This is a genomic window from Streptomyces sp. NPDC101234 (assembly GCF_044767525.1).
Lineage (GTDB): Bacteria > Actinomycetota > Actinomycetes > Streptomycetales > Streptomycetaceae > Streptomyces > Streptomyces sasae.
The window spans coordinates 129,491-154,077 of record NZ_JBIWOA010000020.1; the positions used below are offsets into that span (position 1 = coordinate 129,491).

The following is a 24,587-nucleotide window of genomic DNA, read 5'->3' on the forward strand; positions in this document are numbered from 1 at the left end:
GTGTCCGGGCGCCCGTCACGCAGCGTCAGCCCCCGGGGCCCCGGACTGTGCCGCCTGCGCCGCGAAGCGGGCCTTGGCCTCGTCGATCTTCCGGCCGTAGTGCACCGAGGCCCACCACAGGCCCGCGAAGATCGCGCCCATGAAGTACATGGTCGGGACGTAGATCCCGGAGGCGATCAGCGCGATCTGCAGGGCCCAGCCGAGGGCGGTGCCGCCCGGCCGGGTGATGACCCCGCACAGGGCCACGCACAGGAACATCGCGATGCCGCTGACCAGCCAGACCGTCGAGGCGGCCAGGCCGGGGTCCTTCATGGCGACCAGTGCGGCGAAGCCGATGACGAAGAACTCGCCGATCAGGGTGGAGGAGCAGAGCGTCCGCATGGTCAGCGCCTCCCCAGGAGCAGCCGGGCCTCGCCCACGGTGATGACGGAGCCGGTGACCAGCACCCCGCCGCCGGCGAACTCGCCCTCCTCCTCGGCCAGCGTGATCGCGGCCTCCAGGGCGTCGGGCAGCCGCGGTTCGACCTGGACGCGGTCGTCGCCGAACACCTGGACGGCGATCGCGGCCAGCTCGTCCGCGTCCATGGCGCGGTGGCTGGAGTTCTGGGTGACGACGACCTCGGCGAAGATCGGCTCGAAGGCCTCCAGGAGCCCTCGTACGTTTTTGTCGGCGCTGGCCCCGACCACGCCGATCAGCCGGCTGAAGTCGAAGGCCTCGCCGACCGCCTCGGCGGTGGCGCGGGCGCCGGCCGGGTTGTGGGCGGCGTCGAGGACGACGGTCGGGGAGCGTCGTACGACTTCGAGGCGGCCCGGCGAGGAGACGGCCGCGAAGGCCTTGCGGACCGTGTCGATGTCGAGGGGCTCGGGGCGCTGGGAGCCGACGCCGAAGAACGCCTCGACGGCGGCGAGCGCGACGGCCGCGTTGTGCGCCTGGTAGGGGCCGTGCAGGGGGAGGTAGACCTGCTCGTACTCGCCGCCCAGGCCGCGCAGGGTGAGCAACTGGCCGCCGACGGCGACCTGGCGGGCGACGACGCCGAACTCCAGGCCCTCGCGGGCCACGGTCGCGTCGACCTCCACGGCCTTCTTCAGCAGCACCTGGGCCGCGTCCACCGGCTGCTGGGCCAGGATGACGGTCGCGTCCTGCTTGATGATCCCGGCCTTCTCGGCGGCGATCGCCGCGGTGGTCTCGCCGAGCCGGTCGGTGTGGTCGAGGTCGATGGGGGTGACCACGGCGACATCACCGTCGATGACGTTGGTGGCGTCCCAGGAGCCGCCCATGCCGACCTCGACGACCGCGACGTCCACGGGGGCGTCCGCGAAGGCCGCGTACGCCATCGCGGTGAGCACCTCGAAGAAGGAGAGCCGGTACTCCTGCTGGGAGTCGATCATCGCGACGTACGGCTTGATGTCCTGGTACGTCTCGATGAACCGCTCGGCGGAGACGGGGGCGCCGTCGAGGCTGATGCGCTCGGTGACCGACTGCACATGGGGGCTGGTGTAGCGGCCGGTGCGCAGGTCGAAGGCGCCGAGCAGGGACTCGATCATGCGGGCGGTGGAGGTCTTGCCGTTGGTGCCCGTGATGTGGATCGAGGGGTACGACCGCTGCGGCTCGCCGAGGACGTCCATGAGGGCGGCGATCCTGGTGACCGAGGGCTCCAGCTTGGTCTCGCCCCAGCGGGTGGCGAGCTCCGCCTCGACCTCGCGCAGGGTCTTGTCGACCTCGGGGTCCTCGGGGCGGGCGGGCACGTCGCCCTGGGGCGGGCCGCCCTGGGTGCGCAGGGTCCGGCTGCCGGCCTCGATCAGCGCGAGATCGGGGTCGCGGTCCGTCTCGGCCTCGATGATCTCGTCGAAGTCGTCGAAGCTCTCATTGGGGTCGCGCGGGGGCAGATCACTCACGGGACCAGTCTAGGAGCCTCCCGGGGGCCCGGACGCGTCGGCCGTCGGCAGCGCCTGTTCGCACCAGATCGTCTTGCCGGCGGAGGTCTGCCGGGTGCCCCACCGCTGGGTGAGCTGGGCCACCAGCAGCAGGCCCCGGCCGCCCTCGTCGAAGACACGGGCCCGCCGCAGGTGGGGGGCGGTGCTGCTGCCGTCGGAGACCTCGCAGATCAGCATGGCGGTGTCGCGGATGAGCCGCAGCCGGATCGGGGCGGCGCCGTAGCGGATGGCGTTGGTGACGAGTTCGCTGACCACCAGTTCGGTGGTGAACGACAGCTCGTCCAGCCGCCAGGCGTCGAGCTGGCCGGTGGCCAGGGTCCGGGCCCGGGCGACGTGCTCGGGGTCCGCGGGGACCTCCCAGGTGGCCACCCGGTCGGCGGGCAGGGCGTGGGTCCGGGCGAGCAGCAGGGTGACGTCGTCGGCGGGTTCGCCGGTGCGCAGCGTGGCCACCACCCGGTCGCAGACCGCCTCCAGCGACGCCCCCGGCGTCGCCAGCGCGCAGCGCAGCCGCTCCAGGCCCTGGTTCATGTCGAGGCTGCGGGAGTGCACCAGGCCGTTGCTGAACAGCGCGAGGGTGGTGCCCTGGGCGAGGTCCAGTTCGGTCGTCTCGAACGGCAGCCCGCCGAGCCCGAGCGGGGGTCCGGCCTGGCCGGGGGCCGGCTCCACCGCGCCCTCGGGAGTGATGACGAAGGGCAGCGGATGGCCCGCGCTGGCGAGGGCGCAGCGCCGGGAGACCGGGTCGTAGACGGCGTACAGACAGGTCGAACCCACCTCGCCGGTCGGCTCCGCGCCGCCGTCGTCGAGGTGGATGACCAGGTCGTCGAGGTGGGTGAGGAGTTCGTCGGGCGGCAGGTCGACGTCCGCGAGGGTGCGGACCGCCGTGCGCAGCCGGCCCATGGTGGCGGAGGCGTGGATGCCGTGGCCGACGACGTCGCCGACGACCAGGGCGACCCGGGTGCCCGACAGGGGGATCACGTCGAGCCAGTCACCGCCGACCCCGGCGCTGGTGCCGGTCGGGAGGTAGCGGTAGGCGAAGTCGACGGTGGGCCGCTCGGGCAGGCCGTGCGGCAGCAGGCTGCGCTGGAGTGCCAGTGCGGTCTCGCGCTCCCGGGTGTAGCGGCGGGCGTTGTCGATGGCGTGTGCGGACTTCGCGGCCAGTTCCTCGGCGTCGGACAGGTCGTCCTCCTCGAACGGCGGGGAGTCCCGGGTCCGCCAGAAGGCGATCACTCCCATGAGGACGCCCTGTGCCGACAGCGGCGCGGTGATCAGCGAGGCCATGCCGTACGCGAGCAGCCGCTCCGTGAGCGGGCGGTCGAGAGCCCATCCCTCGGGGGCGGCGCGCAGGTCGGCCAGGAGGGCCGCGCGGGTGCCGTTCCCGGCCGGTGCGGGCGGTGCGGGCGGTGCGGGCGGTGCGACGAGCGCGCCGACGGGGGCCAGCGGGGACTCGTCCCGGACGCCTCCCCGGGCGACGCGGCGCAGGACGGCGCCGTCGGCGGCCACCAGTTCGCCTCCCGTGAGGACGGCCGCCTGGAGGTCGACGGTGACATGGTCGGCGAAGCGGGGGACGGTCACCCGCACCAGTTCGTCGGCGGTGCGGCGCACGTCGAGGGTGGTGCCCACGGCCGTACCGGCGTCGTAGAGCAGTCTGAGCCGCCGGTGGCTCTTCTCCAGGGAGCCGGCCATGGTGTTGAACGCCGTCTCCAGCTGCCCGATCTCCCGCCGGCCGGAGAGCGGCACCCGTGCGCTCAGGTCCCCGGCGGCCAGCCGGGTCGCGAAGCCGGCCATCCGGCGCACCGGCCAGACGACCACCCGGGTCACATAGGCGCCGTAGCCGACGATCAGGAGGACCGCCCCGCCCACGCCGACGGAGGCCGCGACCGTCAGCATGTGCATCCGGCCCTCCAGGGCGTGCTCGCGTCTGCCGATGGCGGCACGCTCGGCGGCGACGTAGCGGGCGAACTGGTCCCGGAGCATGTCGACGCGTCGCTCGCCCTGCAGGGTCCGCGCCACGCCGCTGGCCGCCGGAGCACCGCTGCGGGCCGCATGGACGAGCGGGACCGAGTAGTCGTCGATGAAGGTCTGCCCGCCCTGCCGGATCTGCTGGGCGAGCTGCCGCTGGGCAGGGGACGTGCTGACGTCCACCAGGCGCTGCGCCTGGGCGGGGAACGCGGCCCGTGCGGCCTGCCACGAGGCGAGGAACTGGCCCTGCCGGGTGAAGAGGTAGGTCTCCTGCCCGCCCTCCACGTCGAGGACGGTCTTCTCGACCACTCCGGCCTGGTCCAGGGCCGGTCGGCCGCTCCGGGCCGTCAGCAGGGAGCTGTGCGCGTCCCGGATCGCCCACACCAGCATCAGGAAGACGAGGCCGATGAGCACGGCGAGCAGGGCGCCCGCGACAGCCGTCAGGGGAGCCAGTCCTCCTTGCGGAGACGGTTTCGCTCGGCCCCTGCGCAGCATGCGGGCGTTCCCTCCGCCACAAAGCACCAAAACGGAACATCAAGGGCATGTTCCTACTTTTGGATTGTAGGGCGGTGGCGGGTCCTCGCTTGGCGACCCGGGGGAAACGCGAAGGCGTCCGGCGGCCCTGTGGAACGGGCCGCCGGACGCCTTCGGGGACGCTCGGGGCTGTTACGCCTGCGGGAGGCGGTCCAGCTGGGTCTGGATACGCGCGATGTCCTCGTCCGCCTTGGCCAGACGGCCGCGGATCTTGTCCACCACGTTGTCCGGGGCCTTCGCCAGGAACGCCTCGTTGCCCAGCTTGGCCGTCGCCTGGGCCTTCTCCTTCTCGGCCGCCGCCAGGTCCTTGGCGAGGCGCTTGCGCTCGGCGGCGATGTCGATCGTGCCGGAGAGGTCGAGGGCGACCGTGGCACCGGCGATCGGGAGAGTGGCCGTCGCCGCGAAGGCGTCGCCCTCCGGCTGGAGGCGCAGCAGCTGCCGGATGGCGGCCTCGTGCGGGGCGAGGGCCGTGCCGTCCAGGGTGAGGCGGGCCGGGACCCGCTGGCCGTCCTGCAGGCCCTGCTCGGCGCGGAAGCGGCGGACCTCGGTGATGACGGACTGGAGGGCCTCGATCTCCTTCTCCGCCGCCTCGTCACGGAAGCCGCTGTCGGCCGGCCAGTCGGCGATGACGACCGACTCGCCGCCGGTCAGCGTCGTCCACAGGGTGTCCGTGACGAACGGGATCACCGGGTGGAGGAGCTTCAGGGTGACGTCCAGGACCTCGCCGAGGACGCGTTGGGAGACCTCGGCGCCCCGGCCGCCCGCCTGGAAGGTGGACTTGGACAGCTCGACGTACCAGTCGAAGACCTCGTCCCACGCGTAGTGGAAGAGCGAGTCGGAGAGCTTCGCGAACTGGAAGTCGTCGTAGAACGCGTCGACTTCGGCGACCGTCTTGTTGAGACGGGAGAGGATCCAGCGGTCCGTCGCCGACATCTCCGACGGGTCCGGGAGCGGGCCGTCGAGCGTCGCGCCGTTCATCAGCGCGAAGCGGGTGGCGTTCCAGACCTTGTTGGCGAAGTTGCGGGACGCCTGGACCCAGTCCTCGCCGATCGGCACGTCGGTGCCGGGGTTGGCGCCGCGGGCCAGGGTGAAGCGGACGGCGTCGGAGCCGTACTTGTCCATCCAGTCCAGCGGGTCGACGACGTTGCCGAAGGACTTCGACATCTTCTTGCCGCGCTCGTCGCGGACCAGGCCGGTCAGCGCGATGGTCTTGAAGGGGACCTCGCCGTCCATGGCGTAGAGGCCGAACATCATCATCCGGGCGACCCAGAAGAAGATGATGTCGTGGCCGGTGAGCAGGACGTCGGTCGGGTAGAACTTCCGCAGGTCCGCGGTCTGTTCGGGCCAGCCGAGGGTGGAGAACGGCCACAGGCCGGAGGAGAACCAGGTGTCCAGGACGTCGGTGTCCTGCTTCCAGCCCTCCGCCTCGGTGCCGGGCGGCTGCTCGTCGGGGCCGACGCAGACGACCTGGCCCTCGGGGCCGTACCAGACCGGGATGCGGTGACCCCACCACAGCTGGCGCGAGATGCACCAGTCGTGCATGTTGTCGACCCAGTCGAAGTACCGCTTCGACATGTCCTCGGGGTGGATCTTGACGCGGCCGTCACGGACCGCGTCACCGGCGGCCTTGGCGAGCGGGCCGACCTTGACCCACCACTGCATGGACAGGCGCGGCTCGATGGTGGTCTTGCAGCGCGAGCAGTGGCCGACGCTGTGGACGTAGGGCCGCTTCTCGGCGACGATCCGGCCCTGCGAGCGCAGCGCCGCGACGATCGCGGAGCGCGCCTCGAAGCGGTCCAGGCCCTCGAAGGGGCCGTGGACGGTGATGACCGCCCGCTCGTCCATCACGGTGATGGACTCCAGGCCGTGGCGCTGGCCGATCGCGAAGTCGTTCGGGTCGTGGGCCGGGGTGACCTTCACGGCGCCCGTGCCGAACTCCGGGTCGACGTGCGTGTCCGCGACGACGGGGATGGTGCGGTCGGTCAGCGGGAGCTTGATGCGCCTGCCGACCAGGTGCTTGTAGCGCTCGTCGTCGGGGTGGACGGCGACGGCCGTGTCACCGAGCATCGTCTCGGCACGCGTGGTGGCGACGACCAGCGTCTCGTCACCCTCTCCGTACTTGATGGAGACCAGCTCGCCGTCGTCCTCCTGGTACTCCACCTCGATGTCCGAGATGGCCGTCAGACAGCGGGGGCACCAGTTGATGATGCGCTCGGCGCGGTAGATCAGCTCGTCGTCGTAGAGCTTCTTGAAGATGGTCTGGACGGCCTTGGACAGGCCCTCGTCCATGGTGAAGCGCTCGCGGTCCCAGTCGACGCCGTCACCGAGGCGGCGCATCTGGCCGAGGATCTTGCCGCCGTACTCTTCCTTCCACTGCCAGACCCGCTCGACGAACTCCTCGCGGCCGAGGTCCTGGCGGGACTTGCCCTCCTCGGCGAGCTGCTGCTCGACCTTGTTCTGGGTGGCGATACCGGCGTGGTCCATGCCGGGCAGCCACAGCGACTCGAAGCCCTGCATGCGCTTGCGGCGCGTGAGGGCGTCCATGAGCGTGTGCTGGAAGGCGTGGCCCAGGTGCAGGGAGCCGGTGACGTTCGGCGGGGGGATGACGATGGTGTACGCGGGCTTGTCGCTCTTGGCGTCGGCCGCGAAGTAACCGCGCTCTACCCAGCGCTCGTACAGCGTCCCCTCTACGTCGGCCGGCGCGTACTGGGTCGGCAGTTCGGTGCTGGGCGCTGTGGGCTGCTGCTGAGCATTCTCGGTCACGGGGTCAGTTTAGGGGGAAGCAATCCCCACCTCTAAACCGAATCCTGACCGCCAACCGGCCAAAGCGACACAGCTACAGATGCCAACGCTAACCACATGACATGCGAACAAAAGTTTGATTACATTTGCCATGCTCACATCACGACATAGGAGGCACCATGAAGCGGTATCTGGCAGCAACAGCTGGGGTCATGGCCACTGCCTGCCTCGTGCTCACCACCGTCAGCGCCCAACCCGCTGCGGCCGCGTGGCGGGGGTGCACGGCCCTCTGGAGCGACGGCTTCGAGGCCCCGCATGCCGCCGCGTCGGGGGGAGGCGACCAGTCCTACACAGGCAAGAACTCCCTCGCCGACGTCAGCCTGTACGTCAAGGACCTCAGAGCGGACGGCCATCACGTGGCGGTACGACTCGTCACGCGCAGGTCGGACGGCAGCAACCACTACTGGAGCTGGCACCACCTGTACGCAGGTGAAGGGACGGACCAGACCTGGAACACCACCGCGACTGACTCCGGCGGTATACACACGGTTTGGCGACAGATCGGCATATTCGAGGGGGACTCCCTGCTCAACTCCTGCGTCACCGATGGCGAGAGCAACCCGCAGTGGTAGTCAGCCCATTCCGCCAATGACCAGCGCCTCCCTATGCAGTTCGCCGCAGGAGCCCGCCGAGGGGACTGTCCGGCCGCATCGTTTGCACGTTTGGTAACGATGCGGCCCGGGCGCCGCCCTGTGCAACGTCATCCGGAAGGATGGCCGCCACTGCACAGCCAACGGGAGGAACGGCGGGCATGAGTTACAACCAGCCGGGACCGTACGGAGGACCGCCCCAGCAGCACGGGAGTGCGGTCTCACTAGACAATGCCCTCACCGGTTCGTTCCGCATCGATCCACCAAAGGGGAGGGGGCGCTCAGCGACTATCGCCGGGCGCCCCCTTCAGGTCATACCAGAACCGCCTACGCCGTCTTCTGCTCCCCCGGCCCCCGCCCCCGCGCGTCGCGCGGGATCAGGGTCGGGTTGACGTTGGAGTGGACGACGTCGGCCGTGATGACCACGCGGGCGACGTCCTTGCGGGACGGGACCTCGTACATCACGGACATCAGGACTTCCTCCATGATGGCGCGCAGGCCGCGCGCGCCGGTCTGGCGGAGGATGGCCTGGTCGGCGATGGCCTCCAGGGCCTCGCGCTCGAAGTCCAGCTCCACGCCGTCGAGTTCGAAAAGGCGCTGGTACTGCTTGACGAGCGCGTTGCGCGGCTCGATGAGGATCTGGAGCAGGGCCTCGCGGTCCAGGTTGTGGACCGACGTGATGACGGGGAGACGCCCGATGAACTCGGGGATCATGCCGAACTTGACCAGGTCCTCAGGCATGACGTCCTCGAACTGGTCCTTGGACTGCAGCTCGCGCTTGGAGCGGATCGTCGCGCCGAAGCCGATGCCCTTGGCGCCCGCCCGGGACTCGATGATCTTCTCCAGGCCGGCGAACGCACCGCCCACGATGAACAGGACGTTCGTCGTGTCGATCTGGATGAACTCCTGGTGCGGGTGCTTGCGGCCGCCCTGCGGCGGGACCGAGGCCGTGGTGCCTTCGAGGATCTTCAGCAGGGCCTGCTGGACGCCCTCACCGCTGACGTCTCGCGTGATCGACGGATTTTCACTCTTCCGCGCGACCTTGTCGATCTCGTCGATGTAGATGATCCCGGTCTCGGCCTTCTTGACGTCGTAGTCGGCCGCCTGGATCAGCTTGAGGAGGATGTTCTCCACGTCCTCGCCCACATAGCCCGCCTCCGTCAGCGCGGTCGCGTCGGCGATCGCGAACGGGACGTTCAGCATGCGGGCCAGGGTCTGTGCGAGGAGCGTCTTGCCGGAGCCCGTGGGGCCCAGCAGCAGGATGTTGGACTTCGCCAACTCGATGGCGTCGTCGCGGCCTTGGGCGCCGCCGTTCTCGCCGGCCTGGACGCGCTTGTAGTGGTTGTACACCGCGACCGAGAGGGCCTTCTTGGCGGGCTCCTGGCCCACCACGTAGCCCTCGAGGAACTCGTAGATCTCGCGGGGCTTGGGGAGTTCCTCCCAGCGCACCTCGCTCGTCTCGGCGAGCTCCTCCTCGATGATCTCGTTGCAGAGGTCGATGCACTCGTCGCAGATGTACACACCGGGCCCTGCGATGAGCTTCTTGACCTGCTTCTGGCTCTTGCCGCAGAACGAGCACTTGAGCAGATCGCCGCCGTCACCGATGCGTGCCACGGTGTGCTTCCCCTTCGCCTGGGAGTCGCCTGGACTCTTTCGAATCCAGCGGCTCCTGGTGCTGCCTTATGTCGACGGTACCTTGCCGGGACCCCCGTACGGGCCCCCCTTGGCACGGTTCACTTTGACGTGCACCTTGCCGAGCACGTGGTCAAACCATGCCAAGGGCGGCAGAGAATACATCCTCTGTCAGCGGACGTCCGCGTTGTTCATCTTCCGGGTGGAGATGATCTGGTCCACGATGCCGTACTCCAGCGCTTCCTCGGCCGTGAGGATCTTGTCGCGCTCGATGTCCTCGCGGACCTTCTCCAGCGGCCGGTTGGAGTGCTTGGCCAGCATGTTCTCCAGCTGCTCACGCATCCGCGTGAACTCGTTGGCGATGATCTCCAGGTCGGAGAGCTGGCCGCGGCCGGTGGAACCGGCCGGCTGGTGGATCAGCACACGGGAGTTCGGCAGCGCCATGCGCTTGCCGGGCGTACCGGCGGCCAGCAGGATCGCCGCGGCGGAGGCCGCCTGGCCCATGCAGACCGTCTGGATGTCGGGCTTGACGAACTGCATCGTGTCGTAGATCGCCGTGAGGGCGGTCATGTCGCCGCCCGGGCTGTTGATGTAGATCGAGATGTCCCGGTCGGGGTCCATCGACTCCAGGCACAGCAGCTGCGCCATGACGTCGTTGGCGGAGGCGTCGTCGATCTGGACGCCGAGGAAGATCACGCGCTCCTCGAAGAGCTTCGCGTACGGGTCGTACTCGCGGATGCCCTGGGAGGTGCGCTCCACGAAGCGCGGGATGACATAGCGGGCGTCGGGCCGGGGGCCGTCGTAACGGGCGTCGGCGCCGCCGTGGAAGTTGCTCATGAGGGTGTTCACCGTCCTGGTGGCGTTCGGGGGGCTGGAGTCTCGGCGGAGCGTGGCGTGGCCGCGCTCAGGAGGCGCCGGTGCCGCCGCCTCCCGGAACACCGGAGGCATGCGTGATGATCCCGTCAATCAGACCGTACTCCTTGGCCTCTTCCGGGGTGAACCAGCGGTCGCGGTCGCCGTCGCGGATGATCGTCTCGACGGTCTGGCCGGAGTGCAGGGCGGTCAGCTCGGACATGGTCTTCTTGGTCCGCAGCAGGTACTGGGCCTGGATCTTGATGTCCGAGACCGTACCGCCGAGGCCCGCGGAGCCCTGGTGCATCATGATGTCCGTGTGCGGCAGGGCGAAGCGCTTGCCGGCGGTACCGCCGGTGAGCAGGAACTGGCCCATCGAGGCCGCCATGCCCATGGCGATGGTGACCACGTCGTTCGGGATGAACTGCATGGTGTCGTAGATCGCCATGCCGGCCGTCACCGAGCCGCCGGGGCTGTTGATGTAGAGGAAGATGTCCTTGTTGGGCTCGGCCGCGAGCAGCAGCAGCTGTGCGGTGATCTTGTTCGCGATGTCGTCGTCCACCTGCTGGCCCAGGAAGACGATCCGCTCGCCGAGCAGCCGGTTGTAGACCTGGTCTCCGAGGCCACCACCGATGGAAGGCCCGTCGGCGGCGGAGGGCATCAGATTCGTCACGTATCCACCTGCTCGTCTTTACGACGGCGCCGGGCCGTCTCACGTTTCCGTAGCCGGGGGCTTGGCTGCCCTCGTACTCATGGACCCTAACGCGATGGTCCCTTCGGGGAATCCCGGTAACAGGGCTGTTCGCCGGGGGCGTAGCGGCTGCGGGGGTGGGCCGACCGCTCTTCGCCGTGCGCGTGGAGGTGCGTGGGCGCGTGCGGGTGCGCGGGGGCTTGTCGCGCAGTTGTCCGCGCCCCTGACGGGGCGCTGCTCCTGGCGTGTACGACAAAGGGGCCCCCGGGAACAGTCCCAGGAGCCCCTTGTACGCCGTTACGGGCGCCGGAGGGCTCAGCCCTCGGCCTTCTCCTCGTCGGCGGTGTCCGTGGCCTCGGCGGCGGCCTCGGGGGCCTCCGTCTCGTCCTCGTCCTCGTCGTCCAGGTCGACGATCTCGCCGTTGGTGTCCTTCACCGTGGCGGCCTCGACCACGACGGCCAGGGCCTTGCCGCGGGCGACCTCGCCGACCAGGAGCGGAACCTGGCCGCCCTCGACGACGGCCTGGGCGAACTGGTCGGGGGACATGCCGGAGGAGGCCGCACGCCGCATGAGGTGCTCGGTGAGCTCCTCCTGGTTGACGTTGAGGTTCTCCTTCTTGACCAGCTCGTCCAGGACGAACTGGGTCTTGATGCCCTTGACCGCGGCCTCGCGGGTCTCGGTGTCGAACTCCTCGGCGGTCTTGCCCTGGATCTCCAGGTACTTCTCGAGGTCGAGACCCATCTGGCCGAGCTGGTGGTGCTCCAGGTTGTGCTTGCGGGTGTTGATCTCGTCCTCGAGGAGCTTCTCGGGGACGGGCACCTCGACGAGCTCCAGGAGCTTCTCCAGGACGCGCTCCTGGGCCTGGGTGGCCTGGTCGTACGTCTTCATGTTGGCGAGCCGCTTGCGGCTGTCGGCCCTGAGCTCGTCCAGGGTGTCGAACTCCGAGGCGAGCTGCGCGAACTCGTCGTCCAGCTCGGGCAGTTCGCGGGCGGCGACCTGGGTGACCTTGACGGTGACCTCGGCCTCCTTGCCGGCCGCGGAACCGCCCTTGAGCTCGGAGGCGAAGGTGGCCTCGCCACCGGCCTCCAGGCCCTTCACGGCGTCGTCGATGCCGTCCAGCAGCTCGCCGGAGCCGATGGTGTAGGAGACACCGCTGGCGATGCCGTCCTCCAGCACCTCGCCGTCGACCTTGGCCTCCAGGTCGATGGTGACGACGTCGCCCTCCTCGGCGGCACGCTCGACCGGGGAGGTGGACGCGAAGCGCTCACGGAGCTGCTCCACGGACTTCTCGATGTCCTCGTCGGTCACCTCGACGGCGTCGACCTCGACCTCGATGCCGGTGTAGTCCGGGATCTCGAGGGCGGGGCGGACGTCGACCTCGGCGGTGAAGTTCAGCGTCTCGCCGTCCTTCAGCTCGGTGATGTCGACGTCGGGCTGGCCGAGCGGGCTGAGCTCGGCCTCGTTGACCGCCTCGGTGTAGAACTTCGGGAGCGCGTCGTTGACGGCCTCCTCCAGCACCGCACCGCGACCGAACCGCTGGTCGATGACCCGGGCCGGGATCTTGCCCTTACGGAAGCCCTTCACCGTGACCTGCTGGTTGATCTTCTGGTACGCCGCGTCGAGGCTGTCCTTGAGCTCCTCGAAGGGCACCTCGACAGTGAGCCGAACCCGGGTCGGGTTCAGGGTCTCCACGGCGCTCTTCACGGTTCGGTCTCCTTGTGGCTGACTTCTTGGGTTCTGCCGGTACCCAGAGGGGCCCGGCGGAGTTTCGCCGCCCGGAGGAGTTCGTAGGCCGCCGTCTGGCGGGCCGGGACACACGGGCGCGCAGCTTGCATAGTAACCGCAGCCGCTCAGCGCCCCAAAAGGCGATCAGGGCGGACGCCGTCAGATGGTGGTCGGGGTGGCGGGATTTGAACCCACGGCCTTCCGCTCCCAAAGCGGACGCGCTACCAAGCTGCGCCACACCCCGTTTCGGTGCGACACGTAGGGTACATGCCTGGGCCGTGTGCGTCGTTCGCTTTGTTCACCTGCATACGCATCCCACATACGCGCAGCCCAACGCGTTGGCCTAGGCGGCGGACGACCCGCTACGATGCCTCCTGTGCCGCGGTCGCCGACCTGCGGCGCATGTTGTGCGGGCGTAGCTCAATGGTAGAGCACTAGTCTTCCAAACTAGCTACGCGGGTTCGATTCCCGTCGCCCGCTCTGAACAGTCGAAGGCCCAGGTCAGAGGGTGAATTCACCCCTCGCCTGGGCCTTCGTCGTGCCCTGGCGCCCCTCCGGCGGACGGGGGCGGGCCGGGCGATCAACGGATGCCACAGAGGGCGTAGCGGGAGTCACCCATACGGGTGAAGAGGGTGCCGGGGGTTGCCGACGCCGATCGAGGCGGCAGCAGGAGCGGTGAGGCGCGCCGGCGATCGGGGCGGTCGGGCCGGCCATGCCCATGCCACCGCCGCCCCGCGTTCCGTCGTCCGGCTCCCCCGCGCTCCCCGCGCGGTCAGAAGTTGATCGAGTTGATGGTCTGCGCTATCGAGTCGAGGAACCGCTGGATCGACGGGGCCATCCCGGTCGAGGCGAGGAAGAAGCCGAAGAGGATCGCGACGATCGCGGGGCCGGCCTTGATGTTCCCCCCTCTGATCAGCACTACCAGGATGATCGCCAACAGCAACACCACGGACAGTGAAATGGCCACAACTGATCACACCCTCGGTCGGTTCCGCTCTCCCGGCCCAGGGGTACGACCCCGCACCCCCGCCAGAACCATCGTGCCACCAACCCGGCCGCACTATGCGGCCCGTGACACAACGTCGACAGCGCAGCGCACACCGACCACCGCCCGCACAGTAATTCGAGGGTCCACCCGCCCATAGAACCAAGGCAATCGGCGGCCTTGGTTTCAGTGTCCACACAACATGTGCGCAGCTAATTCGAATTGAAGGCACAGACGCCACAAGGCCAGGCCGCGCGCGGACGTTATGACCCAATTAGTCGGGATGAATAGGGACATCGTGGGCGTAAGTGCCGCATGGAACGGCATTGCCAGAGACATCGACTTCCTTAAATCCGCGGTCGATTCACAATCGATCACGAGCCATATCCAGGAATCACATCGGCGGTTTTACGAATTCCCACAGGCAACGCTAGGGTGCCTCAGATGTCTGACGCCGCCACGACCCCCGGCCAGAACCGAACACCCCGTCCCCCGGCCCGTCCGCCGGCGGACAGACAGCGCGACGCGTTCTTCGACAACGCCAAGTACCTGGCGATCGCGCTCGTCGCGATGGGTCACTCCTGGGAGCCGCTGAAGGGTGACAGCCGCGTCCTGGAGGCGATGTACTCCGTCGTGTACGCCTTCCACATGCCGGCGTTCATCATCATCTCCGGCTACTTCTCCCGGGGTTTCGACATGCGCCCGGACCGGCTGAAGCGGCTGGTCACCGGTGTCGTCGTGCCGTATGTCCTGTTCGAGACCGGGTACTCGCTGTTCCAGCGGTTCGTGAACGACTCCCCCGGCCAGGACATCAGCCTGCTCGACCCCTGGTACCTGACCTGGTTCCTGTGCGCGCTGTTCGTCTGGCGCCTGACCACGCCGATCTGGAAGGCCCTCCGCCACCCCCTTCCCGTCGCCTTCCTCATCGCGATGCTGGCGTCCGTGTCCCCGTCCATCGGTGACGACCTCGACCTGCAGCGGGTCCTGCAGTTCCTGCCGTACTTCGTGCTCGGCCTGTGTCTGAGGCCCGAGCACTTCCGGCTGGTGCGCCGCCGGCCGGTGCGGATCGCCGCGGTCCCGGTGTTCGCGGCCGCGCTGGTGTTCGCCTGGTGGGCGGCGCCGCGGATGAACCCCGCGTGGTTCTACCACCGTGACTCCGCGCAGGAGCTGGGTGCGCCGTGGTGGTGCGGGCCGGTGATGGTGCTCGCCCTGTTCGGCTGCTCGATGCTGCTGACGGCCGCCTTCTTCTCCTGGGTACCGGGCCGGAGGATGTGGTTCACGACGCTCGGCGCGGGCACGCTGTACGGCTATCTGCTGCACGGCTTCGTGGTGAAGTACGGCGTTCACGCGGGCTGGTTCGACCCGAAGTGGCTGCACGGGCCGCTCGGCGAGATCCTCGTCACCGCGGTCGCGGGCGCCGGCGTCACGCTGCTGTGCACGCGCCCCGTCCGGCGGGTGTTCCGGTTCGCCATGGAGCCGGAGATGGAGTGGGCGTTCCGGCAGGACGCGGCGGAACTGGCCCGGGAGCGGGAACGGCGGAGCCGGGCGATGGCCGGCGCGTAGCCGCTCCCGCGGAGACGTTCACGCGGAGACGCTCACGCGGAGACGTCTACTCAGGGAGGCCGAGAAGGGCGCGCATCCGGGCGTACTTCTCGGTCAGCCGTTCTCTCGTGCCCTCGTCCAGTACGGCGAGCCGGCCGGGGTCGGCGTTGTGCGCGAGGTCGGCCTGTTTCACGAGCAGGGCGCCGGGGGTCGTGAGGATGCGCTCGGCGTAGGACTCGGGAGGCTCGCCGGGGCGCTTGGTCACGGCACGGACGACGGCCTTGGTCCGGGGGCTCAGGGCGGCCGCGTCCAGCCACTCCTCGGTGAGGGCGTGGTCCTCCACGGAGTCGTGCAGCCAGGCGGCGGCGATCTGGTCGGGGTCTCCGCCGCGGGCACGGACGCCCTCGGCCACGGCGGCGAGGTGCTCGGCGTAGGGACGGCCGGCCTTGTCGGTCTGCCCGGCATGGGCGGCTCGGGCGAGTTCCTCGACTTCGGGGAGGGAGAGGTGGGTCACGGTGCGAGTATGCGCCACTGCTGTGCGGCGCCCCCGTCCGCTACCTCACCTCGCCGCCTCCCGGCAGATCAGCAGCAGCGCCCGGTCGTCGTTGACGTCCTTCGCCACCGCCTCGATCAGGTGCCAGGCGGCCCCGTGGAAGCCGCCGGCCACATAGCGGTCCGCCTCGCCCGTCAGGCGGTCGATGCCCTCCACGATGTCCCGGTCGGACGTCTCCACCAGGCCGTCCGTGAAGAGCATCAGGACGTCTCCGGGGCGCAGGGAGCCCTTGACCGGGTCGAACTGCGCGCCGTCGTACACGCCCAGCAGGGGGCCCTCCGCCGCCTTCTCCTCCCAGCGGCCGCTGCCCGCGCTGAGCTGGAGGCCGGGCGGGTGGCCGGCCGAGAACAGCTCGTAGTCGCCGGAGTCCAGGTCCAGGACCAGGTGGATGGAGGTCGCGAAGCCCTCGTCCCAGTCCTGGCGGAGCAGGTAGCCGTTGGCGGCCGTGAGGAAGGCGTGCGGCGGGAGGGAGCCGAGGAGGCCGCCGAACGCGCCGGACAGGAGCAGCGCGCGGGACGCCGCGTCCATGCCCTTGCCGGAGACGTCGGTGAGGACGACCTCCATCGTGCGGCCGTTGTTCGTACGGGCCGCGACCACGAAGTCCCCGGAGAAGGACTGCCCGCCGGCCGGCCGCAGGGCCATCTCGCGGTGCCAGCCCAGCGGCAGCTTCGGCAGCTTGCTCTGCACCCGGATGCGTTCGCGCAGGTCGAAGAGCATGGTGCCGCCGCGCCGCCAGGGGACGCCCACGCGGCTTCTGAACTGTGCGGTGAGGAGGCCGAAGAAACCGCAGGCCGCGACGACGAGGACCACGCCCGGGGTGACCCTGGAGGGGCCCTCCGTATAGGGGCCGAGCCGTACCGACTCCACGATCAGGGCTGTCGCCGCCGCCGCGTACAGGCCGAGCAGGCTCGCCGGGCGCAGCAGCAGGCCGCCGGCGATGATCGGGAGGACCAGGGTGGCCGGGGAGAACCACACCGAGTTGGCGAGGGTCATGGCCGCGAGGACCGGGATGGTGAGGAGCAGTCCGGCCAGCGCGATCCAGTCGGAACCGTCGCCGCGGAAGTAGTCCACGGCGCTTCTGCGCACGCCGACGCGGGCCCGGTGCCACTGCATCTTCCACCGGGCCGTCAACGTCTCGGCCTTCCCGCGCCGCTCTCCGTCTGCTGCCATTAGTTCGGGACCCTATCCATCGGACCAGCTTCTTGGCACGGGAGGTCCCACTTGTCCCCCGTCCGAGGCTCGACTTCGAGTGCAACTTCACAGTGAACTTCACCCGGAGCCGTCGCGTCGGCATCCGCGAGAAATTCGCTCGCTCGTCCCACAATGCCCCTGATAGGGATGGCTCATGGCGACTGACCGTACGACGACCGAGCTGAAGGTCCTGCGGCCCGAGGAGTTCGACGGGTGGTGGGACCACCTGGTGCGGGCCTTCGGCGCCGGTCCGGCGCCCGCCGAGGAGCGCGAACTGGACCGCTCCCTCACGGAGTGCGAGCGTTCGCTGGCCGCTCTGGACGGCGGTGAACTCGTGGGGACGTCAGGGGCGTTCAGCTTCCGGATGAGCGTGCCGGGCGGGGCCGCGGTGCCCACCGCGGGCATCACCATGGTGAGCGTGTCCGCGACGCACCGGCGGCGCGGGGTGCTGACCTCGATGATGCGGCGGCTGCTGGACGACAGCCACGCGCTGGGCGAGCCGCTGGCCGCGCTGTACGCGTCCGAGCCGGCGATCTACGGCCGCTTCGGGTACGGGGCCGCGGCCTTCCAGCTGCAGGCCGAGATCGACACGAGCCGGGTGACCCTCGCCGTACCGGCCGGCACCGACGACGTACGGCTGCGGTACGCCGAACCGGCCGAGGTGCTCGACGTGTGCGAGGAGGTGTACGCGGAGCTGGTGTTGCGGCGGCCCGGGATGCTGGCCCGCCGGCCCGGCTGGGAGCAGGCGGGGCTGCTCGACCCGGAGAGCGGGCGGGGCGGGGCGTCGGCGCTGCAGTGCGTGGTCGCGGAGCTGGACGGGCGGGTCACCGGGTGGGCCCGGTTCCGAACGAAGATGGGCTGGTCGCAGAGCGGGCACGACGGCACGGTGACGCTGGAGGAGCTGGTCGCACTGGACCCCGCGACCGACGCGGCGCTGTGGCGGTTCCTGTTCGGCATCGACCTGATGACGACACTGGCGGTACGGAGGCGGCCGGTCGACGACGCCTGGCAGTACCTGGTCTCCGACATCCGCCGCTGCCGGACCCAGCTGCGGGATTCGGTGTACGTCCGTCCCGTCGACGTCGGTACGGCACTCGCCGCACGGACCTACCAGACGCCGGTGGACGTCGTGTTGGACGTGGACGACGCCTTCTGCCCGTGGAACACGGGGCGTTGGCGGCTGACCGGGGACACCAAGGGCGCGTCCTGCGAGCGTACGACGGATGCGGCCGATCTCTCGCTGTCCGTACGGGAGTTGGGGGCGGCGTACCTCGGCGGGGTGTCGCTGCTGTCGCTGGCACGGGCCGGCCGAGTGGCCGAACTGCGGCCGGGGGCGCTGACGGAGGCGTCGGTGGCGTTCGGGTCACCGGTGCCGCCGTGGCCGCCGCACGGCTTCTAGCGAGCGGTCAGCGCTGCTGGCAGGCGGGGCACCAGAAGAGGTTGCGGGCGGCGAGGTCGGCGGTGCGGATCTCGCTGCCGCAGATGTGGCAGGGCAGGGTGGCCCGGCGGTAGACGTACACCTCGCCGCCGTGGTCGTCGACGCGCGGCGGGCGGCCCATCGCCTCCGGGGTGTGCTCGGGCCGGACGGTGTCGATCCGGTTGTTCCGGACTCCCTCGTGCATCAGCTCGACGAGGTCGGCCCAGACGGCGTCCCATTCGGCGGGGGTGAGGTCCTTGCCCGTGCGATAGGGATCGATGCCGTGCCGGAAGAGGACCTCGGCACGGTAGACGTTGCCGACGCCGGCGATGACCTTCTGGTCCATGAGCAGGGCGGCGACCGTCGTACGGCTGCGGGAGATCCTCCGGTACGCCGCGCCCGGGTCGGCGTCGGCGCGGAGCGGATCCGGGCCGAGCCGGGCGTGTACGGCTTCCTTCTCCTCGTCGGTGATCAGGGCGCAGGTGGTGGGGCCGCGCAGGTCGACGTAGGAGGTGGCGTCGGCGAGGCGGAGCCGGACGGTGTCGGTGGCCGGGGGTGCCGGGGCGTCCCCGAAGCCGACCTTGCCGAAGAGGCCGAGGTGGATATGGACCCAGTCGCTGTCGCGGAAGCCGAGGAAGAGGTGCTTGCCGTGGGCCTCGGTGCGGGTGAGGCGGGCGCCGTCGATCAACGCGGCGGCGTCGGAGAACTTGCCCTGCGGGCTGGTGACCCGTACGGGTCCGGTGAGCCGCCGGTAGTCCAGCGCGAGCCGGTGGATCGTGTGCCCTTCTGGCACTGACGTGCATCCTTTCCCACCCACCCACCGGACTCGGTCGGTGGAGGAGTGAACGTCTGGAGGGAGAGCCCCCGAGGCAAGGTTCGAGGGAAGGACAGCGCCTGGTCAAATGCCGGGAGGGCGCAGCACCCCGTCACATGCCTGGAGGATGCAGCAGCCCGTCGAACGCCGGGAGGATGCAGCAGCCCGTCGAACGCCGGGAGGGCGCAGCACCCCGTCACATGCCTGGAGGATGCAGCAGCCCGTCGAACGCCGGGAGGGTGCAGCACCCCGTGAGGGGCGCTGGGGGTGTCCCGGCCGAAGGCTGGGGGAGGAACTGCGCGATCAGCCCCCACCGGCCCGCAGTCGGACGGCTGCCGGTCGCTCGTGGTGTGAAGCCCCGGTCCCATGCCACGCCCCCGGCCCACCCACCCTCGGCCTCGCTTCTTCGGCTGACCGAGTCGGGTGGGCGGGTGGGCAGACGGCTACTGCTGGGGGTGGTGTGCCGGGATCGGCGGGAGGTCGCCCGTCGTCTCGTACGCCGACAGCATGTCGATGCGGCGGATGTGCCGCTCGTCCTCGGAGAACGGCGTGTTCAGGAACGCCTCGACGAACTTCGCCGCCTCGTCCTCCGTGTGCATGCGCGCGCCCACCGCGACGACGTTCGCGTTGTTGTGCTGCCGGCCGAGCGACGCGGTCTCCTCGCTCCAGGCGAGCGCCGCGCGCACGCCCTTCACCTTGTTCGCGGCGATCTGCTCACCGTTGCCGGAGCCGCCGATGACGATGCCGAGGGACTCGGGGTCCGCCGCCGTCCGCTCGGCCGCGCGGAGGCAGAAGGGCGGGTAGTCGTCCTGGGCGTCGTAGATGTGGGGGCCGCAGTCGACGGGGTCGTGACCCGCCGCCTTCAGCCACTCGACGAGGTGGTTCTTGAGTTCGAAGCCCGCATGGTCGGAGCCGAGATACACGCGCATGTGATGAGTGTGACATGGGTGTGAACACCGGACGGGGGCGGGGCCGCGTCCCTGACTGCGACCCGGAACGCAACCCGGAAACGTGAGCAAGACTACAGAACCTCAAGAAAACCTCAAGTAACGATATGGATTCAAAGGTTCAGGAATCAGTCCACCTCCGTTTCACTGGACCAACTCGTACGCCGCTCGTACGGGAGCCCGCTCACCCGGCGCAAAGGAATTCCCCCCATGACTTCGCAGCCGACTACGACTGCCCCGACCCAGGCCGGCGATCCCGGCAACGGTCTCCACGCAGGACTCAAGAACCGCCATCTGTCGATGATCGCCATCGGCGGTGTCATCGGCGCCGGCCTCTTCGTCGGTTCCAGTTCCGGAATCGCCACCGCAGGACCCGGCATCCTGCTGTCGTACGCGCTCGTCGGCACCCTCGTGGTGCTGGTGATGCGGATGCTCGGCGAGATGTCCGCCGCGAATCCGACCTCCGGTTCGTTCTCCGCGCACGCGGACCGCGCGCTCGGCCGCTGGGCCGGGTTCTCCATCGGCTGGCTGTACTGGTTCTTCTGGGTCGTGGTGCTGGCGGTGGAGGCCACCGCCGGTGCCAAGATCCTGGAGGGCTGGATCCCGGCCGTACCGCAGTGGGGCTGGGCGCTCATCGTGATGACGGTGCTCACCGCCACCAACCTGGTCTCCGTCGGCTCGTACGGCGAGTTCGAGTTCTGGTTCGCCGGGATCAAGGTCGTCGCGATCGGCGCGTTCATCGTCGTGGGCCTGCTGGCGGTGCTCGGTGTGCTGCCCGGCGTGCACGACGACAAGGCGTCCTTCTCCAACCTCACCGGCCACGGCGGGTTCCTGCCCCACGGTCCCGGCGCGATCCTCACCGGTGTGCTGCTGGTGGTCTTCTCCTTCATGGGCAGCGAGATCGCCACCCTGGCGGCCGGTGAGTCCGAGAACCCGCAGCGCGCCGTCACCAAGTCCACCAACAGCATCATCTGGCGGATCGGCGTCTTCTACCTCGGCTCGATCCTCATCGTGGTCTCGCTGCTGCCGTGGAACGACCCGTCGATCAAGGAGAAGGGCTCGTACGTCGCCGCCCTCGACTCCCTCGGTATCGCGCACGCCGGCCAGATCATGAACTTCATCGTGCTGACGTCCGTGCTGTCCTGTCTCAACTCCGGTCTGTACACGGCCTCCCGGATGGCGTTCTCGCTCGGGCAGCGGGGCGACGCCCCGAAGGCGTTCGCGCGGACCACCTCGCGCGGTGTGCCGATGGCCGCGATCGTCGCCTCCGTCGTCTTCGGCTTCGTCGCCGTCTTCTTCAACTACGAGTTCCCCGACTCGGTCTTCCTCTTCCTCGTCAACTCCTCCGGCGCGATCGCCCTGTTCGTCTGGCTGGTCATCTGCTTCTCGCAGCTGCGGATGCGGAAGATCATCCAGGCCGAGGCGCCGGAGAAGCTCGTCGTGAAGATGTGGCTGTACCCGTATCTGACCTGGGCGACGGCCGGTCTGATCGTGTTCGTCCTGGGTTACATGCTGACCGACACGGAGGGCGCGAGCAGCGGTCGTACGACCGTGCTGCTGTCGCTGCTGGTCGCGGCGGCGGTGGTCGCGGTCGCCCTGGTGAAGCAGAAGGTGACGGGCGGCGGCCGTACGGCGCCGGCGGCCGCCGGGGCCGACGAGACCGCCGACCAGGTGTCCGTCGGCTGACGCTCACAGCAGGGTGAAGCCCTCCTTCACCTGTTCGTACGTCCGCACGGCCTGGGCTTCGATCGCCGGCTGGTACCAGGTGTTGATCTGGTACGACTTCCCGTCGGCGTCGAAGCCCAGCAGCCGTGCGTGCCAGGGGGTGCCCTTGAGGGTGAAGGTGTACTCCCAGACCACCGCCGGGTAGCCGCGGAAGGTCGTCCCGGCGAGCTTGATCTTGGCGTAGTCCTGGCCCTGGTGGGCGCTGCGCTCGGAGGCGGTCCAGGTGTCCAGGAGGTTGCCGCGGGCGAGGGAGGACTTGGCGACGAGTTCCTGGCGGCCGTCGGGCGAGGTGTAGTGGACCTCGGCGCCGGTCTTCACATCCCTTCGCCAGCCGGTGGGTGGCGCCCAGGCGAAGCCGCCGGCCTCCTGGTGGGTGCCGGGTGGGAGGGTGCGGGGGCGGGTGGTGCCCTCGACTGTGGGCGCCGATGAAGTGGGTGTGGTTGCCGGGGTGGTCGAGGAGGTACCGCTCGCTGTGGCGCTGTCGCCGCTGCCTGTCGTGGAAATGAGAACGGCGATGGCGGTGACTACAGCCGCGAATCCCAGTACGGCGAGGAGAGTTGTGCGTCGGGGGGCCTTGCGGTGGTGGGTCGCTGCGGGTGCGTGGTGGCTGGTCGCGCCGTTCCCCGCGCCCCTTACGGGGCGCTGCAGCGTGGGGTCCGCCGAATTGCTCGACGGGGCTTCGCTGCGAACCTCGGAGCGTTCCGAGGCCGCCTCCGTCGACGCGCTGAGCGACTGCGGGCGTTCGTCCTCCGGTGCCGGAAGGCGCAGCTTCGTGAGGTCCACGTACGCCGGTGTCGGGCGTTCCGCGGGAACAGGTACCGGAACCGGCGCCGGATACGTCTCCGTCGGTGTCTGCGTCGGGTACGCCACCGGGCGCAGCGCCTGTTCCACCTCCGCCAGGTCCGGCCTGACCGTCGGTTCCTTCTCCAGGAGCGCTGCCAGCAGGTCGCGCAACGGGCCTGCCGCGGACGGGAGTTCGGGCTCCTCGTAGAGGACCGCGTGCAGCGTGGCCAGGGTGGTGTCGCGGGTGAAGGGGGAGCGGCCGCCGAGGGCCGCGCACAGGGTCGCGCCGAGCGACCAGACGTCGGACGGCGGGCCCTGCGGACGGCCGGCGATCCGCTCGGGTGCCATGTAGTCGGGGGAGCCGACCAGCATCCCGACCATGGTGAGCGCCTTGGCGTCCTGGATGGCCGCGATACCGAAGTCGGTGAGGACGACCCTGGCGCCGGCGTTCTCGACCAGGACGTTCCCGGGTTTGATGTCACGGTGCAGCACTCCCCCGGCGTGCACCTGGCTCAGCGCCGCGACCAGGCCGAGGCCGATCCGGGCCGCCTCACGCGGGCCGAGCGCGCCCTCCTCGGCCATGATGCGTTCCAGGGAACGGCCGTTGACCAACTCCATGACGATCCACAGCCGTTCGCCCTCGTCGACGACGTCGTAGACCCGCACCACGTTGGGGTGGTCGATGCGGGCGGTGGCCCTGGCCTCGCGCAGGGTGCGTTCGCGGCGGGTGCGGGTGTCCTCGGCGTCGAGGCCGTCGATCCGCATCTCCTTGACGGCGACCTGCCGGTCGAGTGTCTCGTCGGCGGCCCGCCACACCCGGCCCATTCCCCCCTGCCCGATACTCTCGGCCAGCCGGTAGCGACCCGTCACCAGCAGCCCCGGAACACCACCGTGCCCCGTGCTCTCCGAATTCCCCGGCCCCTCCGAATTCCCCGGATTCCCTGAACTCCCTGAACTCCCTGAATTCTCCGGCAATTCGCCGCACCCCCCTCAACGACCGCCTCTGCCGACACGCAATGGTCACACTTACGGCCGTACCAGCATAGTGCGGAGAAATCTTGTGGTACCTCTTCAAGTGACCGCGAATTCAGGCGCGGTCCAGGGGGTTGCAAGGGGGACGAACATGAGTTCTCGTCGTATGGCCCGGCGACTGGCCGTCGTCACGGGATCGCTGGTCACGGCATCTTTCTCGGCCGTGATGATCCTGCCGTTCACGGCCGCCGCCGATGACCAGGGACCGGGAAGCGGCAAGGGGGGAAAGGCGGTTGACCAGGCACCGGCGGGTGTGAAGCTGACGACCACGTTGCCCGGGAAGATCTCGGTCGACAACAGTTCACAGAAAACGGCGATCACCGCCACCGTCAAGAACGAGGGGACGAAGGACAGCGGCGACATCAAGCTTTTGGTGGTCGGTTTCGACGGCCTGAAGGTCAATGGCGTTCAGGGCTGCGACGCCATCGCGGAGAAGGATCTGCCAGCCGGTTCGAACAGCGCCTTCAGTTGTCCCGTCGGCGCGCTCGGGCCGGGCAAGTCGAAGTCGTACGCGGTCGACGCCACGTTCGATCTGGGCAGGACCGGGAAGATCTGTCTGCCGGTGCAGACCGCGGACGGGAAGAAGACGTTCTGGCAGCAGGGCCCGGTGCCGTTCGGTACGACGAACCCGTCGCCGAACGCCCCGGCCACCCCGCTGCTGCTCGGCACCGACAACAAGCCGGTGGGGCCGGGCGGCGACCAGTTGCCGAAGACCGGGGCGGGAAGTGATGTGCTGCCGCTGGGCGCGGCCGGCGCGGCGCTGATCGCGGCCGGGGCGGCGGGCGTGTGGTGGTCGCAGCGGCGGACGGACTGACGGGCACCCGTGCATGCGAAGCGGGCCCGAGGCGCGTTCTGCGCCTCGGGCCCGCTTCGCGGATG

19 protein-coding genes and 2 tRNA genes are annotated in these 24,587 nt (G+C 69.6%); 6 read left to right on the forward strand and 15 right to left on the reverse strand.

Annotation, left to right across the window (positions count from 1 at the left end; translation table 11 throughout):
• Window positions 1-15: 15 nt before the first annotated feature.
• The 4 genes from ACIRR9_RS32590 to ACIRR9_RS32605 all read right to left on the reverse strand — a co-directional run bounded on the left by ACIRR9_RS32590 (window position 16) and on the right by ACIRR9_RS32605 (window position 7,190).
• On the reverse strand, window positions 16-381 hold the full coding sequence (locus ACIRR9_RS32590) for a DUF4233 domain-containing protein (protein ID WP_403759195.1): 366 nt from the start codon (window positions 379-381) through the stop codon (window positions 16-18).
• A gap of 2 nt (window positions 382-383) precedes the next feature.
• Window positions 384-1,895 carry a bifunctional folylpolyglutamate synthase/dihydrofolate synthase gene (locus ACIRR9_RS32595; protein WP_403759198.1) on the reverse strand — a complete coding sequence of 504 codons (1,512 nt, stop codon included), beginning with the start codon at window positions 1,893-1,895 and terminating at the stop codon, window positions 384-386.
• A 9-nt stretch (window positions 1,896-1,904) separates the two neighbouring features.
• Complete coding sequence (locus ACIRR9_RS32600; protein ID WP_403759201.1) at window positions 1,905-4,388, reverse strand: SpoIIE family protein phosphatase; 2,484 nt, start codon at window positions 4,386-4,388, stop codon at window positions 1,905-1,907.
• Between the two features lie 171 nt (window positions 4,389-4,559).
• Window positions 4,560-7,190 (reverse strand): valine--tRNA ligase, encoded by a 2,631-nt coding sequence (locus tag ACIRR9_RS32605; protein WP_403759204.1) that lies wholly within the window; start codon window positions 7,188-7,190, stop codon window positions 4,560-4,562.
• A gap of 158 nt (window positions 7,191-7,348) precedes the next feature.
• Here ACIRR9_RS32605 and ACIRR9_RS32610 point away from each other — a divergent pair, with 158 nt between their 5' ends.
• The gene (locus ACIRR9_RS32610; RefSeq protein WP_403759207.1) at window positions 7,349-7,801 is read left to right on the forward strand and encodes a hypothetical protein; all 453 of its coding nucleotides are present in this window, start codon (window positions 7,349-7,351) and stop codon (window positions 7,799-7,801) included.
• 345 nt (window positions 7,802-8,146) lie between these two features.
• On the opposite strand, the gene clpX is transcribed toward ACIRR9_RS32610, so the two are convergent.
• The 5 genes from clpX to ACIRR9_RS32635 form a co-directional block, all read right to left on the reverse strand.
• Window positions 8,147-9,433: an ATP-dependent Clp protease ATP-binding subunit ClpX gene (clpX, locus tag ACIRR9_RS32615; protein WP_403759210.1), complete on the reverse strand. Its 1,287-nt coding sequence runs from the start codon at window positions 9,431-9,433 to the stop codon at window positions 8,147-8,149.
• Window positions 9,434-9,622: 189 nt separating this feature from the next.
• Window positions 9,623-10,288: an ATP-dependent Clp protease proteolytic subunit gene (locus tag ACIRR9_RS32620; protein WP_403759213.1), complete on the reverse strand. Its 666-nt coding sequence runs from the start codon at window positions 10,286-10,288 to the stop codon at window positions 9,623-9,625.
• A 67-nt stretch (window positions 10,289-10,355) separates the two neighbouring features.
• Entirely contained in the window at window positions 10,356-10,964 is a 609-nt protein-coding gene (locus ACIRR9_RS32625; protein ID WP_123982002.1) for an ATP-dependent Clp protease proteolytic subunit, read from the reverse strand.
• A 345-nt stretch (window positions 10,965-11,309) separates the two neighbouring features.
• Window positions 11,310-12,698, reverse strand: coding sequence for a trigger factor (gene tig / locus ACIRR9_RS32630; RefSeq protein ID WP_403759216.1), 1,389 nt, complete (start codon window positions 12,696-12,698; stop codon window positions 11,310-11,312).
• A gap of 188 nt (window positions 12,699-12,886) precedes the next feature.
• Window positions 12,887-12,963: transfer RNA gene (locus ACIRR9_RS32635), tRNA-Pro, on the reverse strand.
• 165 nt (window positions 12,964-13,128) lie between these two features.
• Between ACIRR9_RS32635 and ACIRR9_RS32640 the strand changes: the two genes are divergently transcribed.
• Window positions 13,129-13,199: transfer RNA gene (locus ACIRR9_RS32640), tRNA-Gly, on the forward strand.
• Window positions 13,200-13,491: 292 nt separating this feature from the next.
• On the opposite strand, the gene ACIRR9_RS32645 is transcribed toward ACIRR9_RS32640, so the two are convergent.
• Window positions 13,492-13,686 (reverse strand): hypothetical protein, encoded by a 195-nt coding sequence (locus ACIRR9_RS32645; RefSeq protein WP_365344739.1) that lies wholly within the window; start codon window positions 13,684-13,686, stop codon window positions 13,492-13,494.
• A 462-nt stretch (window positions 13,687-14,148) separates the two neighbouring features.
• Between ACIRR9_RS32645 and ACIRR9_RS32650 the strand changes: the two genes are divergently transcribed.
• Complete coding sequence (locus ACIRR9_RS32650; protein WP_403759219.1) at window positions 14,149-15,267, forward strand: acyltransferase family protein; 1,119 nt, start codon at window positions 14,149-14,151, stop codon at window positions 15,265-15,267.
• Window positions 15,268-15,313: 46 nt separating this feature from the next.
• Here the strand turns inward: ACIRR9_RS32650 and ACIRR9_RS32655 are convergent, their stop codons facing one another.
• Complete coding sequence (locus ACIRR9_RS32655) at window positions 15,314-15,760, reverse strand: HD domain-containing protein (protein ID WP_384566957.1); 447 nt, start codon at window positions 15,758-15,760, stop codon at window positions 15,314-15,316.
• Window positions 15,761-15,805: 45 nt separating this feature from the next.
• Complete coding sequence (locus tag ACIRR9_RS32660; RefSeq protein ID WP_365344744.1) at window positions 15,806-16,969, reverse strand: PP2C family protein-serine/threonine phosphatase; 1,164 nt, start codon at window positions 16,967-16,969, stop codon at window positions 15,806-15,808.
• Window positions 16,970-17,144: 175 nt separating this feature from the next.
• Between ACIRR9_RS32660 and ACIRR9_RS32665 the strand changes: the two genes are divergently transcribed.
• Entirely contained in the window at window positions 17,145-18,389 is a 1,245-nt protein-coding gene (locus ACIRR9_RS32665; protein WP_403759223.1) for a GNAT family N-acetyltransferase, read from the forward strand.
• Between the two features lie 7 nt (window positions 18,390-18,396).
• Here ACIRR9_RS32665 and ACIRR9_RS32670 read toward each other — a convergent pair whose 3' ends face one another.
• Both ACIRR9_RS32670 and ACIRR9_RS32675 read right to left on the reverse strand, forming a co-directional pair.
• Window positions 18,397-19,200, reverse strand: a complete 804-nt coding sequence (locus ACIRR9_RS32670; protein ID WP_403759226.1) for an Fpg/Nei family DNA glycosylase — start codon at window positions 19,198-19,200, stop codon at window positions 18,397-18,399.
• A gap of 464 nt (window positions 19,201-19,664) precedes the next feature.
• Window positions 19,665-20,150, reverse strand: coding sequence for a ribose-5-phosphate isomerase (locus ACIRR9_RS32675; RefSeq protein WP_403759229.1), 486 nt, complete (start codon window positions 20,148-20,150; stop codon window positions 19,665-19,667).
• 228 nt (window positions 20,151-20,378) lie between these two features.
• Here ACIRR9_RS32675 and ACIRR9_RS32680 point away from each other — a divergent pair, with 228 nt between their 5' ends.
• Entirely contained in the window at window positions 20,379-21,854 is a 1,476-nt protein-coding gene (locus ACIRR9_RS32680; protein ID WP_403759232.1) for an amino acid permease, read from the forward strand.
• Window positions 21,855-21,857: 3 nt separating this feature from the next.
• On the opposite strand, the gene ACIRR9_RS32685 is transcribed toward ACIRR9_RS32680, so the two are convergent.
• Window positions 21,858-23,501, reverse strand: coding sequence for a serine/threonine-protein kinase (locus ACIRR9_RS32685; protein WP_403759363.1), 1,644 nt, complete (start codon window positions 23,499-23,501; stop codon window positions 21,858-21,860).
• Window positions 23,502-23,874: 373 nt separating this feature from the next.
• Here ACIRR9_RS32685 and ACIRR9_RS32690 point away from each other — a divergent pair, with 373 nt between their 5' ends.
• Window positions 23,875-24,522 carry an LPXTG cell wall anchor domain-containing protein gene (locus tag ACIRR9_RS32690; RefSeq protein ID WP_403759366.1) on the forward strand — a complete coding sequence of 216 codons (648 nt, stop codon included), beginning with the start codon at window positions 23,875-23,877 and terminating at the stop codon, window positions 24,520-24,522.
• Window positions 24,523-24,587: the final 65 nt, after the last annotated feature.

What these genes read in the sequence shown, in the direction of transcription:
- ACIRR9_RS32590 (WP_403759195.1), bottom strand. Translation starts at nt 381, where the DNA reads ATGCGGACGCTCTGCTCCTCCACCCTGATCGGCGAGTTCTTCGTCATC.
- ACIRR9_RS32600 (WP_403759201.1), bottom strand. Translation starts at nt 4,388, where the DNA reads ATGCTGCGCAGGGGCCGAGCGAAACCGTCTCCGCAAGGAGGACTGGCT.
- ACIRR9_RS32610 (WP_403759207.1), top strand. Translation starts at nt 7,349, where the DNA reads ATGAAGCGGTATCTGGCAGCAACAGCTGGGGTCATGGCCACTGCCTGC.
- ACIRR9_RS32620 (WP_403759213.1), bottom strand. Translation starts at nt 10,288, where the DNA reads ATGAGCAACTTCCACGGCGGCGCCGACGCCCGTTACGACGGCCCCCGG.
- ACIRR9_RS32625 (WP_123982002.1), bottom strand. Translation starts at nt 10,964, where the DNA reads ATGCCCTCCGCCGCCGACGGGCCTTCCATCGGTGGTGGCCTCGGAGAC.
- ACIRR9_RS32650 (WP_403759219.1), top strand. Translation starts at nt 14,149, where the DNA reads ATGTCTGACGCCGCCACGACCCCCGGCCAGAACCGAACACCCCGTCCC.
- ACIRR9_RS32660 (WP_365344744.1), bottom strand. Translation starts at nt 16,969, where the DNA reads ATGGCAGCAGACGGAGAGCGGCGCGGGAAGGCCGAGACGTTGACGGCC.
- ACIRR9_RS32665 (WP_403759223.1), top strand. Translation starts at nt 17,145, where the DNA reads ATGGCGACTGACCGTACGACGACCGAGCTGAAGGTCCTGCGGCCCGAG.
- ACIRR9_RS32675 (WP_403759229.1), bottom strand. Translation starts at nt 20,150, where the DNA reads ATGCGCGTGTATCTCGGCTCCGACCATGCGGGCTTCGAACTCAAGAAC.
- ACIRR9_RS32680 (WP_403759232.1), top strand. Translation starts at nt 20,379, where the DNA reads ATGACTTCGCAGCCGACTACGACTGCCCCGACCCAGGCCGGCGATCCC.
- ACIRR9_RS32685 (WP_403759363.1), bottom strand. Translation starts at nt 23,501, where the DNA reads ATGGGCCGGGTGTGGCGGGCCGCCGACGAGACACTCGACCGGCAGGTC.
- ACIRR9_RS32690 (WP_403759366.1), top strand. Translation starts at nt 23,875, where the DNA reads ATGATCCTGCCGTTCACGGCCGCCGCCGATGACCAGGGACCGGGAAGC.